General features: G+C 69.6%; 18 protein-coding genes. 13 read left to right on the top strand and 5 right to left on the bottom strand.

From position 1 onward, the window contains the following. Positions 1-16 precede the first annotated feature (16 nt). The 3 genes from H7F49_RS07325 to H7F49_RS07315 form a co-directional block, all read right to left on the bottom strand. A complete protein-coding gene (locus H7F49_RS07325; protein WP_185682917.1) occupies positions 17-640 on the bottom strand; it encodes a DUF4136 domain-containing protein in 624 nt (207 codons plus the stop codon). A gap of 169 nt (positions 641-809) precedes the next feature. Continuing rightward, a complete protein-coding gene (locus H7F49_RS07320) occupies positions 810-1664 on the bottom strand; it encodes a M48 family metalloprotease (RefSeq protein WP_185682916.1) in 855 nt (284 codons plus the stop codon). 344 nt (positions 1665-2008) lie between these two features. Beyond that, complete coding sequence (locus H7F49_RS07315) at positions 2009-2722, bottom strand: hypothetical protein (protein ID WP_235981983.1); 714 nt, start codon at positions 2720-2722, stop codon at positions 2009-2011. Between the two features lie 245 nt (positions 2723-2967). Here H7F49_RS07315 and galE point away from each other — a divergent pair, with 245 nt between their 5' ends. The 3 genes from galE (at position 2968) to H7F49_RS07300 (ending at position 4963) form a co-directional block, all read left to right on the top strand. Beyond that, positions 2968-3987 carry a UDP-glucose 4-epimerase GalE gene (gene galE, locus H7F49_RS07310; protein WP_185682915.1) on the top strand — a complete coding sequence of 340 codons (1020 nt, stop codon included), beginning with the start codon at positions 2968-2970 and terminating at the stop codon, positions 3985-3987. A gap of 90 nt (positions 3988-4077) precedes the next feature. Next, entirely contained in the window at positions 4078-4203 is a 126-nt protein-coding gene (gene ykgO / locus H7F49_RS07305; protein ID WP_003046794.1) for a type B 50S ribosomal protein L36, read from the top strand. 142 nt (positions 4204-4345) lie between these two features. Continuing rightward, complete coding sequence (locus tag H7F49_RS07300; protein WP_185682914.1) at positions 4346-4963, top strand: HAD-IA family hydrolase; 618 nt, start codon at positions 4346-4348, stop codon at positions 4961-4963. Positions 4964-5357: 394 nt separating this feature from the next. Here H7F49_RS07300 and H7F49_RS07295 read toward each other — a convergent pair whose 3' ends face one another. Further along, positions 5358-5666: a CC_3452 family protein gene (locus H7F49_RS07295; protein WP_185682913.1), complete on the bottom strand. Its 309-nt coding sequence runs from the start codon at positions 5664-5666 to the stop codon at positions 5358-5360. Positions 5667-5797: 131 nt separating this feature from the next. Between H7F49_RS07295 and H7F49_RS07290 the strand changes: the two genes are divergently transcribed. Genes H7F49_RS07290 through H7F49_RS07280 form a run of 3 tightly spaced genes read left to right on the top strand, consistent with a single transcriptional unit; the run spans position 5798 to position 7407 of the window. Then, entirely contained in the window at positions 5798-6286 is a 489-nt protein-coding gene (locus H7F49_RS07290; protein ID WP_185682912.1) for a winged helix-turn-helix transcriptional regulator, read from the top strand. A gap of 46 nt (positions 6287-6332) precedes the next feature. Further along, positions 6333-6992 carry a peptidylprolyl isomerase gene (locus tag H7F49_RS07285; protein ID WP_185682911.1) on the top strand — a complete coding sequence of 220 codons (660 nt, stop codon included), beginning with the start codon at positions 6333-6335 and terminating at the stop codon, positions 6990-6992. 7 nt (positions 6993-6999) lie between these two features. Then, complete coding sequence (locus H7F49_RS07280) at positions 7000-7407, top strand: barstar family protein (RefSeq protein WP_214647701.1); 408 nt, start codon at positions 7000-7002, stop codon at positions 7405-7407. A 36-nt stretch (positions 7408-7443) separates the two neighbouring features. Here the strand turns inward: H7F49_RS07280 and H7F49_RS07275 are convergent, their stop codons facing one another. Next, a complete protein-coding gene (locus H7F49_RS07275; protein WP_185682910.1) occupies positions 7444-8952 on the bottom strand; it encodes a YifB family Mg chelatase-like AAA ATPase in 1509 nt (502 codons plus the stop codon). Positions 8953-9218: 266 nt separating this feature from the next. Between H7F49_RS07275 and H7F49_RS07270 the strand changes: the two genes are divergently transcribed. The 7 genes from H7F49_RS07270 (at position 9219) to H7F49_RS07240 (ending at position 14693) form a co-directional block, all read left to right on the top strand. Then, positions 9219-10049, top strand: coding sequence for an alpha/beta hydrolase (locus H7F49_RS07270; RefSeq protein ID WP_185682909.1), 831 nt, complete (start codon positions 9219-9221; stop codon positions 10047-10049). 142 nt (positions 10050-10191) lie between these two features. After that, positions 10192-10326, top strand: coding sequence for a 50S ribosomal protein L34 (gene rpmH / locus H7F49_RS07265; RefSeq protein WP_039388288.1), 135 nt, complete (start codon positions 10192-10194; stop codon positions 10324-10326). 16 nt (positions 10327-10342) lie between these two features. After that, a complete protein-coding gene (rnpA, locus tag H7F49_RS07260; protein ID WP_328806585.1) occupies positions 10343-10741 on the top strand; it encodes a ribonuclease P protein component in 399 nt (132 codons plus the stop codon). Between the two features lie 5 nt (positions 10742-10746). Next, positions 10747-10947 (top strand): membrane protein insertion efficiency factor YidD, encoded by a 201-nt coding sequence (gene yidD, locus H7F49_RS07255; protein WP_214647713.1) that lies wholly within the window; start codon positions 10747-10749, stop codon positions 10945-10947. A gap of 35 nt (positions 10948-10982) precedes the next feature. Next, entirely contained in the window at positions 10983-12773 is a 1791-nt protein-coding gene (gene yidC / locus H7F49_RS07250; RefSeq protein ID WP_185682907.1) for a membrane protein insertase YidC, read from the top strand. Then, positions 12770-13420, top strand: coding sequence for a ribosome biogenesis GTP-binding protein YihA/YsxC (yihA, locus tag H7F49_RS07245; protein WP_185682906.1), 651 nt, complete (start codon positions 12770-12772; stop codon positions 13418-13420). Before yidC ends, yihA begins: the two co-directional genes overlap by 4 nt. Positions 13421-14033: 613 nt before the next feature. After that, positions 14034-14693, top strand: a complete 660-nt coding sequence (locus H7F49_RS07240; protein ID WP_185682905.1) for a glutathione S-transferase family protein — start codon at positions 14034-14036, stop codon at positions 14691-14693. Position 14694 lies beyond the last annotated feature (1 nt).

Raw genomic sequence — 14694 nt, 5'->3', positions numbered from 1 at the left:
GCGCCGCTTCATGCGGTCAGGGCGTCGGCTTGACCAGTACCGTCTCGCCCGACTTGCCCGGGAAATCCTTGAACAGCGCAGCGGCCAACTGCGCGGCGCCCAGTTCGGTCGTGGCGAGCGGCGAATCGGCGCGGACGGTGAAGCTGGCACGGCCTTCCCAGACCACGCGGCCGCTGGCCTTGTCGCGCAGGACCACGCCCAGCCGCGTTTCGGTCATCGCCGGGGGGCGGCCCGACAGGTCGAAGCCGATCCCCACGCCCAGACCCGAGCCATAGGACCCGGTGCTGCCGCCCACCCCGACGCTGACCGGCCCACGGCGCCGCTCGGGCTGGCTGGTGTGCCGCTCGATCCGCACTTCGGCCAGTTGCGCGCCGGCAGCGGCGGCCACTTCCTGATAGCCCTGGCGCTGCAGCTCGCGCGCCACCGCGGCGGAAAAGGCGCGCAGCTCGAGCGAGGAGGGATCGAGCCCCGGCGCCGCGACCACGGCCACGGTCCCGCGCGCCAGCATGGCGGTGTCCGGCAGATGGAAGCGCGTGACCTCGACCGGACCCGTTGGCGCGACGCAACCGGACAGGCCGGGCGCCAGCAGGAGCGGCAGCGCCAGCGCCGCGCGAAGGGGTGGGAATGTCCGTTGCGCCATGGTCGATCCTCTTGCCCCCGCGTCGGACCAACCTGTGGGCGGCGCGGGCGAATTGCAAGCCGGCATGGCCAGCCTCCCTATGTGTCCTCTGCCTGGGAGCGAGCAAAGCGCGATGTTCGGGCGCGGCCGGTCTTCGGCACCTGATCGGGCCGCCAGGGTGCGGCAGGCCCTAGCGGGCGTGGCTGACCGGAAGCCGGGCGGGCGGGATGAGGCGGCTGGCGGCGGCGGCGAGGAACGCGGCGCGTTCCTGCGTGGCGGGGTAGGGGCCGCTAATGTCCATCAGCCGCAGCAGCGGCGTCCGGCTGGCATCGGCGACCTTCAGCCAGGCGCCGGCCGCCGCATCGGGGCGATAGCCCGCCTGTGCCATCATCACGATGGCCAGGGCATCGGCTTCCTGTTCCAGCGCCACGCGATCGGCACGGGTGACGATCGCCCGGGCCTGCTCCGGCGCGGTGTGGCCCAGGATCAGGTGAGCGGCCTCGTGCGCCACGGCGAAGGCCAGTTCGGCATCGTCCGCCAGCAGCCGTTCCAGCCCGCCACCGATGACGATCTGCGATCCCTCGGCCGTGGCGTTGATGAACGGCTGGTCGGACAAGCGCACCTCGGCGTGACAGCGGGGCTGCCCCGCCAGGGTCAGGGTCCGGGGCTGGCCATCACGCTCGACCACCAGAGCCATGCGCGGCGTCCGCCCGGCGTCGGCCAGGGTCGCCATGAACCGCTCGCGCTCCCGCGCGTCGGCCGACCAGGGCACGCCGTTGATGGTGCGGATCAGGTCGCCCGGCTGCAATCCGGCGGCCCGGGCCGGACCGTCGGGCCAGACCACGGTCACCGGCGCGCCCCAGGATCGCCCGGACGGTGCCGCGGTCTCCAGCCCGAAGTCGTGGCGCTGCTCGGCGCAGCCATCGGCATTGGCCAGCAGCAGGCGCCGGGCGATCGCGGTGACCCGCAGCGCCCCGGTGGGACGGGGCGGTGGTGGGGTGGCGGCCGGTCCGAGGAGAGGAGTGAGACCGGCCGCCGTCGCCATCGGGGATGCGGGAGCGGGACGATCGGTGGGAGACAGATCCGATGCCCCGACTCCGCTGGCGCCCAGCAGGACAACGAGGGCACAGCCATGCGCGATGCTGTGAAACCATTGTCTGGCCTTGCTGGACATCAGTCGGGTCCTCCCGCCGCGACCGCAGCGATGCCCTTGAGATGCCAAGGCCGGAGGAGTGTCACAACGCGCTGAAAGTCGAATTAACCACTCTCAATGAGTGGCAATCTACCCCAATGGCGTAGGTTGCCCGGGGGACGAAGCCGAGACGGCCGGTCCGATCCGACTGCGCCTGTGGTCCAGGAAGGCAGTCGGGCATGGGACGGCAGGCTCCTTCAGGTCGGCGGGCCGTTCCCGGTGGGGAAGCGGTCGAACAGGGCGGCGGCCAACCGGTTCGCGATCGCCCCGGACGACCAGCGATCGTCCCCGGCGCGCGTGGCCATGTCGGCGCACCCTTCCCATAGCACCTTGCCCGAAGCCTTGTCGCGGATGCGGGCCTCCAGAGTGGTCGAAATCAGCGCCGATCTGGGCTTGGAAAGGTCGATGTTAAGCGCCAGCGCGGTGGACGTGCCAAGGTTGGACACTCCCACGGCCATGGCGCCGCTGACCGGCCTCTTCACCTCTTCCGGCTGCAGCGTCTCGTGGCTGATGTGCAGTTCGGTGACCTGTCCGGAGGTGCTGTCGGGCACGTCGGTGCGGTAGCCCACCTGGGTGAGCTGATCAACCACGGCGGCGGCATAGACCGCCAGTTCGCCGCTATCGACGCCCGATCCGGTCGGCGCGCCGGTGACCGAGATCGTCCCGGTGCGCAGGGTGGCGGCGGCGGGTTGCTCGTCGGTGACGAAGGTCGATACCGTGACCTTGTCCTCGGGCGGGCCGTTGCGGCTGCGATCCGGCCCGCCACCGCGCATCATGCCGCCACCCCAACCTGGCCCGTTCCAGCCCGGCCCGTTCCAGCCTGATCCCCCCCATCCGGGCCCGCCCCAGCCGGGGCGGGCTTCAGCCAGGGTCGGCATCGCGAGGGCCAGCCCGAGAGCGCAGGCGGACATCGCCGCATGCCGGCCGAAGCGCGAGGAGAGGGGCCGTAAGGTTGGGCGGCCGGACCGGCTGCCTGGTTGCTGGATGGACACGGATTTCCTTTCGTCGCCCCTGGGGCACGGCCTATGGGCCCGGAGCTTGCCCGGGGATGAACGGAACGCTCTGCCAAACGTCGGGGCAGGGTTAACCCCCTTGCCAGATTCGCCGTGCTAACCCCGCGGCGAACGACCCTTGACCGACCGGAGCGATTCGACCGATGGCTGCTGCTTCCTCCCCGCGCGTCCCTGTCCTTGTCACCGGGGGCGCCGGATACATCGGCAGCCATGCCGTGCTGGCGCTCAAGGACGCGGGCTGGCCGGTCGCCGTGATCGACAACCTGACCACCGGCTTCCGCTTCGCCGTCCCCGAAGGCGTGCCGCTTTACGAAGGCGATATCGAGGATGGCGCGCTGCTCGCCCGCATCTTCGCCGAGCAGGGCACCCGCGCGATCATGCATTTCGCCGGCTCGATCGTCGTGCCGGAGTCGGTGGAAAACCCGCTGAAGTATTACCACAACAACACCGCCAAGACCCGCGCGCTGATCGCCGCGGCGGTCGCGGCCGGGGTGCCGCACTTCATCTTCAGCTCGACCGCCGCGACCTACGGCGAGCCCGAGGTCTCACCCGTGACCGAGGACAGCCCGAAGCGGCCGATCAATCCCTATGGCATGTCCAAGCTGATGACCGAGTTCATGCTGGCCGACACCGCCCGGGCCCATCCGCTCAACTACTGCGCGCTGCGCTATTTCAATGTGGCCGGGGCCGATCCGCAGGCGCGCTCGGGCCAGTCGACCGCCGGGGCCACTCACCTGATCAAGGTCGCGGTCGAGGCGGCGCTGGGCAAGCGCGGCCATGTCGGGGTGTTCGGCACCGATTACGACACGCCCGACGGGACCGGCGTGCGCGATTACATTCACGTGGCCGACCTCGCCGAGGCCCACGTCCTGGCCCTTGAGGCGCTGATCGCCGATCCGGCGATCTCGCTGACGATGAACTGCGGCTATGGCCGCGGGTTCTCGGTGCTCGAAGTGCTCGATGCCGTGGATCGGGTGACCAACCTCAAGATCAACCGGACAATCGAGGGGCGCCGTGCGGGCGATCCGGCGGCGCTGGTCTCGGACAATCGGCGGATCAAGGCGACCCTGCCGTGGCAGCCGCGCTATGCCGATCTCGATACCATCGTCCGGCACGCCCTGGCATGGGAGCGGCGTCTGTCGGAAATCCGCGGCGAGGGCTGACTGGGCCGCCTTCGCGGTTGACTCGGCACCCGCCGCCCACTAACGGGCGCCTTCCAGTTTTCCGCGGGGCTTTCCCGCACGAGGTCTATCATGAAGATTCGCAACAGCCTGAAGTCGCTCAAGGACCGCCACCGGGACAACCGCGTGATCCGCCGTCGTGGCCGGACCTATGTGATCAACAAGACCAACCGCCGCTTCAAGGCGCGCCAGGGCTGATCGTCCTGGCCGGCCGGGCCTGAGGGCCGGCTGCACGTCGCACGGCCCGCCTCCGCTCCGGAGCGCGGGCCGCGACCGTTTTTGGGCGCCGTTTGAGGTTGGGCACCGTGCTCCGCCTGACAGGGCACCGGGGAAACAGGGCATGAGCGCAAGCGCAGCGATCGAGGCGGTGGTGTTCGATGTCGGCCGCGTGCTGGTCCACTGGGACATGCGCGTGCTGTTCCGCAAGCTGATCGCCGATCCGGCCGAGCTGGAATGGTTCTGCTCCACCGTGGTGACCGAAGCCTGGCACTACCAGCACGACGCCGGGCGTCCGCTGGCCGAGATGGTGGCCGAGCGCAAGGCGGAGTTCCCGGCGCAGGCGGCCCTGATCGACGCCTATGCCACCCGGTTCAACGAGACCATCCCCGGCCCGATCGAGGGCACCATCGCCCTGGTCGAAGCGCTCCACGCGCGCGGCGTGCCGCTTTATGCGATCACCAATTTCGGTGCGGACCTGTGGCCGCGCTTCCGCCCGACCCTGCCGGTGCTGGAGCGGTTCCGCGACATCGTGGTGTCGGGCGTGGAACGGATCGCCAAGCCCGATCCGGCGATCTACGCGCTCGCCGAGCGACGCTTCGGCCGGGCCGGACCGGCCATGCTGTTCATCGATGACAGCGCCGCCAACATCGCCGCCGTGCGCGCGGCGGGCTGGCATGGCCACCTGTTCACCGATCCGGCCGGGCTGGAGCGGGACCTGACGGAGCGCGGGCTGCTTTAGGAGGCGTCTTGTCCGGGCGAGTCCCGCATCCCTCCCCGTCCTTCGACAGGTTCAGGACGAGCCGGGGAGGGGATTCGGCGCTGGTGTTGGCAAGCAACCCTATCGTCTTTTTCCGGGTGATGGGGACGTTTGCCAACGCGACGGTCGAGCCCCCTCCCCGCTGCGACTAGCCCCGCCTGCGGCAGGGCCAGTCTCGCTCCCCTCCCCGTTGGGGAGGGGATGGGCCAGCCTCGCTCCCCTCCCCGTTGGGAAGGGGATGGGGGTGGGGGTTCGGCGCATCTGTTGGCAAGCAATCCCATCGCCTCTTGTTAGCGGACCGGCCAGCCGTTCCTTCATGCCCGCGCGGGCTTGACGCTGGAGATGCGGGAGCGGCGGGCGTCCGGTCAGGCGTTGCTCACCCGTTGCACTTGGCCAGCGCCTCCGCCTCCAGTTCACCGGCGGGCGAGGTGAAGCGGGTGAGGGGGCCGAACTTCTGCACCACCTTGCGGCAGACGATTGCCGGGCGCGAATCCTGGGCCGGCGCGGTGCACTGCGTGCCGATGCAGGTCCAGACCACGCCGTTGACGATCTCATGCCGCGGCTGGGCCAGGGGTTCGCGCAGTGTCGCCGACCAGCCGCTCGGGGCCGCCTGGGCGGGCAGGGCCAGGGTCGGCAGCGACAGGACAAGAGCGGCAAGGGTTGCGACAGGGAGCATGCGGGCCATGAGGGAATCTCCTTTGCTGACATTCATGTCAGTTGCGAATCGGGACTAGATTAATCCGTCTCGCTTTGCAACTAGTAGGCATGTCCCTCTGTACGCTCGACACCCTAAGTAAAAAGCGTAAGCTTACAATTATGGAATCGCTCCACGAACCCCTTGATGCCGAGAACTGCGGGCTGCCTATGGCGCTCGAGGTCATGGGTGAGCGCTGGTCGTTCCTGCTGCTCCGCGCCGCCTTCAACGGCCTCACCCATTTCGAACAGTTCGTCGGGATCGGGATCGCCCGCAACATCCTGGCCAACCGCCTGACCAAGCTGGTCGAACACGGCATCCTGCTGCGCCAGCCGCAGGAGGATGATCGCCGCAAGGTGATCTACCGGCTGACGGAAAAGGGGATCGAACTGCTCCCCGCGATGATCGCCCTGCGCGAATGGGGGGAAAAGCACGGGCTGGGCGTGCCGTCCAATCCGGTGCTGATCGACAAGCGCGACCGGCGCCCGATCGCCCCGGTGACCATTCGTGCCCAGGATGGCCGGGTGCTCGCTTACGAGGATCTGGCCTGGGCCGACTGGGCCGATTTGGCGCGCGACGAGGCGACCCGCCCGGCCGAAGAGCCCGCCTGATCCCCAGGGCCTGACAGACCCCGGCCTTGTGCGGCATGATTGCGCGATGAAACGCCGATTCGTCCTTGCCGCCGTCCCGCTGATCCTGCTCGCCCTGACCGGTGCCGCGCGCAAGCCGGTCCCCCGCCGCGCGCCGCCGCCACCGGTTCCCGCCGCTCCGCTGGGCGATCTGGTGCGGGTGACCATGGTGACCGAACTCGGTCCGATCGAGCTTGAGCTCGATCATGCCCATGCCCCGCTGACGGTCGAAAACTTCGTGCGTTACGTCGATGCCCGCCGGTTCGACGGGATGACCTTCTACCGCGCCATGCGGCTGGCCTGGGGCGAACAGCCGAACGGACTGGTCCAGGCCGGGCTGCAGGGCGATCCGCGCAAGCTGTTCAAGCCGGTCGCGCACGAGCCGACCACCCAGACCGGGCTGTCGCACAAGGCCGGCGCGCTCTCGATGGCGCGGCTCGCGCCCGGCACGGCCACCGCAGACTTCTCCATCATGCTGTCCGACCTGACCGGGCTCGACGCCGATCCCAAGTCCGACAATCCCGAGCTTCAGGCCGGCTATGCCGTCTTCGGCCGGGTGGTCAGCGGCATGGACGTGGCGCGCAAGATCTGGGACGCGCCCCGGTCCGAGACCAAGGGCGAAGGGGTGATGAAGGGCCAGTTGCTCGACCCGCCGGTCAAGGTCCTGACCGTGCGGCGGGCGGGATAAGCCTCGCTTGGCCTTGCGGACCTATGTGCTCGACGGCGAGGCCATCACCTCGCTCGAAGCATTTTATGACGCAGTGAGCGTCTGTCTGGTTCCGGACATCCCGTGGGGGCGCAACCTGAATGCGTTCAACGATCTCCTTCGAGGTGGTTTCGGGACCCCCGATGAGGGTTTCGTCCTGCAATGGACGGCTTCCGGACGGTCGCGCGAAGCGCTCGGCTATCCGGAAACAGTCCGGCAGCTGCAAGGGCAGCTCAAACGCTGCGACCCTAGCTTCGTCGCCGCCCTGACGGCCGATCTCGAACGGGCGGAGCGCGGCGAGGGCCTTACCGTGTTTGACTGGCTGGTCGACATTATCCGGGATCACGGTCCGGGGGGAACCGAGGCCCGGGACAATGTGCACCTGATCCTCGCCTAACATCGTGCGTCGGCGAGCGGCGGACCCTGCAATGGACTAGGCCACCACGGCCCGCCGCCGATAGCTGAGCGCCTCGGCCACGTGGACCCGGCCGATCGTCTCCTGCCCCGCGAGGTCGGCGATGGTCCGCGCCACCCGCAGCACCCGGGTATAGCCGCGCGCCGAGAGGCGCAGCGTCTCCGCCGCCTGGCGCAGCAGCCGGCTGCCGGGCTCGTCCGGACTGGCGTGGGCCTCCAGCGCCTTGCCGTCCAGTTCGGCATTGGTCCGCGCTCCGCTGGCCGCCTGCCGGGCGGTCTGTACGGCCCGCGCCCGGGCGACCCGCGCGGCGACCTCGGCGCTGCCCTCGGCCGGCGGGGGCAGGGCGAGGTCGGCCGCACTGACCGCCTCGACCTCGACATGCAGGTCGATCCGGTCGAGCAGGGGGCCGGACAGCTTGGCCTGATAATCGGCCGCGCAGCGCGGGGCGCGGCTGCAGCCCAGCGCCGGATCGCCCAGGTGGCCGCAGCGGCAGGGGTTCATCGCCGCGATGAGCTGGAAGCGGGCGGGGAAGGTGACATGGGCGTTGGCCCGGGCAACGGTGACCACCCCCGCCTCGAGCGGCTGGCGCAGCGAATCGAGCACGCCGCGCTGGAACTCGGGCAGCTCATCCAGGAACAGCACGCCCAGGTGCGCCAGGCTGACCTCGCCGGGGCGCACCTTGAGCCCGCCCCCGGTCAGCGCCGCCATCGAGGCCGAATGGTGGGGGCTGCGGAACGGCCGGGCGCGGCTGATCCGACCACCCTCCAGCGTTCCCGCCACCGAGGCGACCATCGACACCTCCAGCGCCTCGGCCGGTTCGAGCCGGGGCAGGATGCCCGGCAGACAGGCCGCCAGCAGCGACTTGCCCGCGCCCGGAGGCCCGCACAGCAGCAGGTTGTGCCCGCCGGCCGCGGCGATCTCGAGCGCGCGCTTGGCGGTCTCCTGCCCCTTGACCGCGGACAGGTCCGGTCCCGGCGGCACCATGTCGATCGTGCCCCGCACCGGCGGGGGCAATTGCTGGATGCCGCGCAGGTGATTGAGCAGGGCGATCAGATCGGGCGCGGCGATCACGCTCAGCTCGCCCGCCCAGCTCGCCTCGGCGCCCTGCGACCCGGGGCAGATCAGTCCGCGCCCCATCCCGACCGCATGCATCGCGGCGAGCAGGACGCCCGGCGAGGCGACGATCCGGCCATCCAGCGCCAGTTCCCCCACAGCGACATGTTCGCCCAGCTGTTCGGCATCGGTGACCCCCATTGCGGCCAGCAAGGCCAGGGCGATCGGCAGATCGTAATGCGAACCTTCCTTGGGCAGATCGGCGGGCGACAGGTTGATCGTGATCCGCTTGGGCGGCAGGGCCAGGCCGAGCGAGGCGAGGGTCGCCTGGACCCGCTGGCGGCTTTCGTTCACGGCCTTGTCGGGCAGGCCGACCAGATGGAACCCCGGCAGACCCGGGGCGATCTGGCACTGCACTTCGACGGTGCGGGCCTCGAGCCCCAGATAGGCGACGGTTTCAACCCGGGTGACCAAGGAGACCAGCTTTCCCGCGCGCACCCGATCTTGTTCTGCCCAAGGCGGAGCCCGGTGTCGAGAGCGCCCGATCTACTCCAATCGCTGAAAATGTACTCTATTCAGTTAGTTGACTGACCCGGTTGCCGGGTGGCCGGCGGCGGTCGCGGCCCGTTCCGCCCGGGAAGGGGCCGGTTCGCGGGGTCCTACGCAAAACGTCGTCACTGCGATCTTAACCCCGTTCCGCAGGCAAGCGGCAAGTGACGCTGCGGCAGGACTGCCGGACCATGTTCCGTCTCCTTCGCCATGCCTTCGCCGTTCTGGCCCTGTCCCTGCTGACCGGACCCCTGGCGGCGCAGCCGATGCTGGTCGCCGCGCCGGTGGCCCGGGAGGAGCTTGGCCTGCCGCCGGCTGCGGCGGATGCCGTCAGAGTGGATCTCGGCAGGTCGGATGCCGTCATGGCGGATGGGGCCGGACAGCGCCGCGAAGTGGCGCGGGTGGGTGGTGACGATGCGGCGGCCGGGTCGGGCCGATTCGTTGCCGCCCACCCTTTGCCCGTCGCCGCCGGACGCGAGGTCCTGCCACCGCTGCCGATTCCCCAGGGGATCGCCCGGTTCGGGCCGTTCCGTGTGCTCGACGGGCAGCGCGCCGCCCTGGTCGACGCGACCGACGAACGCAGCCCGGCCGCCTTCCAGGCCATGCTTGCGCGGTTCCCCGGGATCCGCACGCTCGAACTGATCGAGTGCCCCGGCACCGAGGAGGACCGGGCCAACCTGCGGCTGGGCCGGATGATCCGGGCGCGCGGGCTGGAAACCTATGTTCCGCCCGGCGGTTCGGTGCGGTCGGGCGGGGTCGAGCTGTACCTCGCCGGGGTGCGCCGCCGGGCCGATCCCGGCGCCGAGTTCGCGGTCCACGCCTGGGCCGACGATGCCGGGCGGGAGCCGCAGGACTTTCCACGCAACGCTCCGCAGAACCGCGCCTACATCCTCTATTACCGCGAAATGGGCATGACCCCGCAGCAGGCCCGCGCCTTCTACGACATGACCAATTCGGTCCCCAACGCCTCGGCGCTGTGGCTCACGGCCGAACAGATGGCGGCCTGGGTGCAGCCGGGCTGAGGCCTGCTTGTCGCAGGGTCCGGATCCGTTCGAATCCCCCCACTTCGCCTTGACTCGCCTGGCCGCCTCGCTTATCGGGCCGCCTCTGTTTCCGGCCGCTCTCGCGGGCGGCCCGTCCGTATGATTGATTGAGGTTTGACCAATGAAGCGCACTTTCCAGCCCAGCCGGCTCGTCCGCGCCCGCCGTCACGGCTTCCGCGCCCGCACGGCGACTGTCGGTGGCCGCAAGGTCCTGCGCGCGCGCCGCGCCCGTGGCCGCAAGAAGCTGTCGGCCTGATCGTCCGGATCACGGCGTGACCGATTCGGGAGCGGGCCCCGCGCTCGCGGTCCTGACCCGGCGCGCCGATTTCCTGGCGGCCAACCGCGGCCTCCGCGTGGCACGTCCCGGATTTGTCCTGCTTGCCCGTCCCAATGGGGGCGGGCAAATGCGTTTCGGCATCACCGTCACCAAGAAGATCGGCAATGCGGTGGTGCGCAACCGCATGAAGCGCCGCTTCCGCGCCTTGTTGCGTGAGCTGCTGCCCATCGTCGGGCTGGCCGGCACCGATCACGTCCTGATCGGCCGCGAAGGCGGGATCGAGCGCGATTTCAGCCTGTTGCGCGATGAACTTCGCGCCGCCCTGAGCCGCGCCGCGGCGGGCAAGGGCGATCCGCCGCGCAAGACGACCGGGCGCGGACCCAAACCGCGGTGAAGCGCATGCTCATCCTGGTCGCCCGCGGCTGGCAGCTCGGCCCCTCGCGCGTGCTCCCGCCGACCTGCCGCTATGCCCCGTCCTGCTCGCAATACGCGATCGAGGCGCTCGAAAAGCACGGTGCGATTAAGGGTGGCTGGCTGGCGCTGAAGCGTCTATTGCGCTGCCACCCGTGGGGTGGGCACGGCTACGATCCGGTGCCCTGAAGACCCGCCAGACGACAGAGAATTCGGGAACTTCCGTGGAAAACCAGCGCAACCTTATCCTGGCCGTCCTGCTGACGATCGTGCTCATCTTCGGCTGGGAAGCCGGCATGCGCCACTTCTATCCCGACATGAACAAGCCCCGGCCGGTGGCCAGTGCGGCGGCTGTGGGCGGAGCGGCCGTCAGCGGCGGCGCTCCGGCGGCCGATCCCGCCCGGACCGACAAGCCGACCCGCGAGGGCGGGCTGAGCAACCCGGCCGACGTCGCCCTGGAGGCGCGTGACCTGAAGACCGCGCTCAACCCTGCTGGCCGCGTGCCGATCGCCGCGCCGGGCCTGTCGGGCTCGATCAACCTGACCGGCGCGCTGGTCGATGACCTCGTCACCAACCGCCACACCGCCACGGCGGACAAGGGCAGCGAGCCCGCCCGCGTGTTCTCGCCCGCCGGCACGCCGGCGCAGCACTTCGCCCAGTTCGGCTGGGTCGGCAGCGGTGCGGCATTGCCCACCGCGCAGACCGTGTGGACCGCGCCCGCCGGGGCCAAGCTGACCCCCACGACCCCGGTCACCCTGACCTGGGCCAACGGGCAGGGCCAGACCTTCACGATCACTTACAGCATCGATGCGGACTACATGATCACCGCCAGGCAGGTGGTGGCCAACACCGCCCCCGCGGCGCTGCGGGTCCAGCCCTTCGCGCTGATCAACCGCACCGACAAGACCGCCAGCGTCGACACCTGGACGCTCCATTCCGGCCCCTTCGGCGCCTTCGACGGTTCGGTCAGCTTCGGCCCTAACTATGCCGACGTGCTCAAGACCGGCACCGTCGCCAACGACGGCAAGCCCAACTGGCTGGGCTTCACCGACATCTACTGGATGAGCGCGCTGATCCCCGATGCCGGGGCCCAGCGGTCGGACTTCCGCGCCCTGGGCAACGGCGTCTACCGCGCCGACCTGCTGTACGCCGATGCCGTGGTCGGCCCGGGCAAGCAACTGTCGCACACCACCCAGCTCTTCGCCGGGGCCAAGGAAAGCGACGTGCTCGACCGCTATGAGAGCGCGGGCGTGACCAACTTCGGCAAGGCGATCGACTGGGGCTGGTTCTTCTGGTTCGAAAAGCCGATCTTCTGGCTGCTCAAGGCCCTGTTCAAGATGGCCACCAACTTCGGCGTGGCGATCATCCTGCTGACGCTGATCGTGCGCGGGATCATGTTCCCCATCGCCCAGCGCCAGTTTGCCTCGATGGCCTCGATGCGCGCGATCCAGCCCAAGCTGAAGGCGCTGCAGGAACGCTACAAGGACGACAAGCCGAAGCTTCAGGAAGAAACCATGAAGCTCTACAAGGAGGAAGGGGTGAACCCGCTGGCCGGGTGCCTGCCCATCTTCCTGCAGATCCCGGTGTTCTTCGCGCTCTACAAGGTGCTGACCCTGGCGGTCGAGATGCGCCACCAGCCCTTTGCGCTGTGGATCCACGATCTTTCGGCGCCCGATCCGCTGCATGTGCTCAACCTGTTCGGGCTGCTGCCGTTCACCCCGCCGGCCTTCCTCGGCATCGGGCTGCTCGCGATCCTGCTGGGGATCACCATGTGGGCCCAGTTCAAGCTGCAGCCCTCGGCCCCCGATCCGGTCCAGCAGCAGGTCTTCGCGATCATGCCGTGGATGATGATGTTCGTCATGGCGCCCTTCGCCGCGGGCCTGCTGATCTACTGGATCACCAGCAACGTGCTGACCATCGCCCAGCAGAAGTACCTCTATTCGCGCCACCCGCAGATGAAGGCGATGGTCGCCAAGGAGCGCGCCGACGTCGCCGCGGCGGCGAAGCGGAAGTGAGCGAAGCGGAGGCGCTCCGCGCGGAGCTGGCGGAGCGCGCGGCCAGGCTCTTCTCCGGCCGTGTCGAGTTCCAGCTCTCGGCCCCGGCGCTGAAGTTCCTGCCCGAGCCGACCGTGCCCGAGATCGCCTTCTGTGGCCGGTCGAACGTCGGCAAGTCCTCGCTGCTCAACGCGCTCACCGGGCGCCGCGCAATCGCGCGCACCTCGGTCACGCCGGGGCGCACGCAGGAGCTGAACTTCTTCGAGGTGGGGGAACCCACGCTGTTCCGCCTGGTCGACATGCCCGGCTACGGCTTCGCCAAGGCGCCGCCCGCCGTGGTCGAGAAATGGCGCCGGCTGGTCCGCGATTTCCTGCGCGGCCGGGTGGTGCTGAAGCGCACCCTCCTGCTGGTCGACGCGCGCCACGGGGTGAAGCCGGTCGATGCGGAGATGATGAAAATGCTCGACGAGGCCGCCGTGGGCTACCGCGTGGTCCTGACCAAGGCCGACAAGCTCAAGGCCAGCGAACTCGACGCCGTGATCGACCGCACCCGCGCCGAAGCCCGCAAGCACATCGCCGCCCATCCCGAGGTCCTGGTCACCTCGTCCGAAGTGAAACTCGGCATCGAGGCCCTGCGCGCTGCGGTGCTGGAGGACGCGGCGGTCTGAGGGGCAAGGGGCGGCGCTGGGCCTTCGACAGGCTCAGGTTGAGCGGGTCCTGGATGTTCGGTTAGCGGAACGGGGGTGGGCCGTGCGATGGCATTCTGTGCAGCCCAGGCCAATCCAACGAGCACCCACACCCACACCCAACCCCGCTCAGGCTGAGCCTGTCGAAGCCCACGCCCGTCGGTTGGGCCTGGTCCCGCAACACGTCCTGATCAGCCGAGGTCGCGGGAGAGTGGGACGGATGCCGCGCGTGGCCTTCGACAGGCTCAGCCTGAGCGGGTCTTGGGTTTTCGGCAAGCGGAGCAGGGGTGGGCCGTGCGGTGGCCTTCTGTGCTGCTCCGGCCATTCCAACAAGCACCCAAACCCACACCCACCCCGCTCAGGCTGAGCCTGTCGAAGGCCACGCGCGGCGCCCGGCCGATCCGCTGTCCTACACCCCCGGCCGCGCCTTATCCTTCCGCCCATGATGACCCGCGAACAGGCCGCTGCCGTCCTTGCCCGCACGCTCGCCGCGCTGGCGCGGCAGGGGTCTCCGGCCTTGCTCCATGGACCCTGTCAACCGTGTCAACCTGTTCAGCCTCGACACCTTGAGCCTGAACATCTATCGCGCTGCGGCATGAAGCTGATCATCGGGAACCGGGTCTACTCCAGTTGGTCGCTGCGCGGCTGGCTGGCCTGCAAGCAATCGGGGCTGGCCTTCACCGAAGAGGTGGTGCCGCTGTATGGCGAGGGGTGGGACGAGTCCAAGACGCTTGGGGTCCTGGCCCCGTCGCACGGGCGCGTGCCGCTGCTGTGGGATGGCGAGGCCGTGGTCTGGGACAGCCTGGCGATCCTGAACTACCTGGCCGACAAGGTCGGGACCGACCGGTTCTGGCCCAAGCCGCCGGCGGCCCGCGCGCTGGCCCATGCCATGGTGGCAGAGATGCATGCAGGCTTCATGGCGCTGCGCGGGCAATGCCCGATGAACCTGCGCCTGCACCGGACCGGCTTCCAGCCCGATGCCGCGGTCCAGGCCGATGTGATGCGCATCCTGTCGCTCTGGGCCGAGGCGCGGGCGCGGTTCGGCGGCGGTGGTCCCTTCCTGTTCGGCAGCTTCAGCGCGGCCGATATCTTTTATGCCCCGGTGGTCAGCCGCTTCCTCACCTATGGCTTCACCGTGCCCGGCTTCGCCCGCGCCTACATGGATGCGGTCTGGGAACATCCCTGGCTGCAGCAATGGGTCGAGGCCGCTGCTGCCGAGCCCTGGATCATCCCCGCGTTCGAACGGAAGGATTGAC

The organism is Novosphingobium aerophilum (genome assembly GCF_014230305.1).
Classification (GTDB): domain Bacteria; phylum Pseudomonadota; class Alphaproteobacteria; order Sphingomonadales; family Sphingomonadaceae; genus Novosphingobium; species Novosphingobium aerophilum.
Note: the sequence above shows the minus strand (reverse complement) of the source record. Positions and strands in the feature narration are given on the sequence as shown.

What these genes read in the sequence shown, in the direction of transcription:
- H7F49_RS07325 (WP_185682917.1), bottom strand. Translation starts at nt 640, where the DNA reads ATGGCGCAACGGACATTCCCACCCCTTCGCGCGGCGCTGGCGCTGCCG.
- H7F49_RS07320 (WP_185682916.1), bottom strand. Translation starts at nt 1,664, where the DNA reads ATGGCGACGGCGGCCGGTCTCACTCCTCTCCTCGGACCGGCCGCCACC.
- H7F49_RS07315 (WP_235981983.1), bottom strand. Translation starts at nt 2,722, where the DNA reads ATGTCCGCCTGCGCTCTCGGGCTGGCCCTCGCGATGCCGACCCTGGCT.
- galE (WP_185682915.1), top strand. Translation starts at nt 2,968, where the DNA reads ATGGCTGCTGCTTCCTCCCCGCGCGTCCCTGTCCTTGTCACCGGGGGC.
- ykgO (WP_003046794.1), top strand. Translation starts at nt 4,078, where the DNA reads ATGAAGATTCGCAACAGCCTGAAGTCGCTCAAGGACCGCCACCGGGAC.
- H7F49_RS07300 (WP_185682914.1), top strand. Translation starts at nt 4,346, where the DNA reads ATGAGCGCAAGCGCAGCGATCGAGGCGGTGGTGTTCGATGTCGGCCGC.
- H7F49_RS07295 (WP_185682913.1), bottom strand. Translation starts at nt 5,666, where the DNA reads ATGGCCCGCATGCTCCCTGTCGCAACCCTTGCCGCTCTTGTCCTGTCG.
- H7F49_RS07290 (WP_185682912.1), top strand. Translation starts at nt 5,798, where the DNA reads ATGGAATCGCTCCACGAACCCCTTGATGCCGAGAACTGCGGGCTGCCT.
- H7F49_RS07285 (WP_185682911.1), top strand. Translation starts at nt 6,333, where the DNA reads ATGAAACGCCGATTCGTCCTTGCCGCCGTCCCGCTGATCCTGCTCGCC.
- H7F49_RS07270 (WP_185682909.1), top strand. Translation starts at nt 9,219, where the DNA reads ATGTTCCGTCTCCTTCGCCATGCCTTCGCCGTTCTGGCCCTGTCCCTG.
- rpmH (WP_039388288.1), top strand. Translation starts at nt 10,192, where the DNA reads ATGAAGCGCACTTTCCAGCCCAGCCGGCTCGTCCGCGCCCGCCGTCAC.
- yidD (WP_214647713.1), top strand. Translation starts at nt 10,747, where the DNA reads ATGCTCATCCTGGTCGCCCGCGGCTGGCAGCTCGGCCCCTCGCGCGTG.
- H7F49_RS07240 (WP_185682905.1), top strand. Translation starts at nt 14,034, where the DNA reads ATGAAGCTGATCATCGGGAACCGGGTCTACTCCAGTTGGTCGCTGCGC.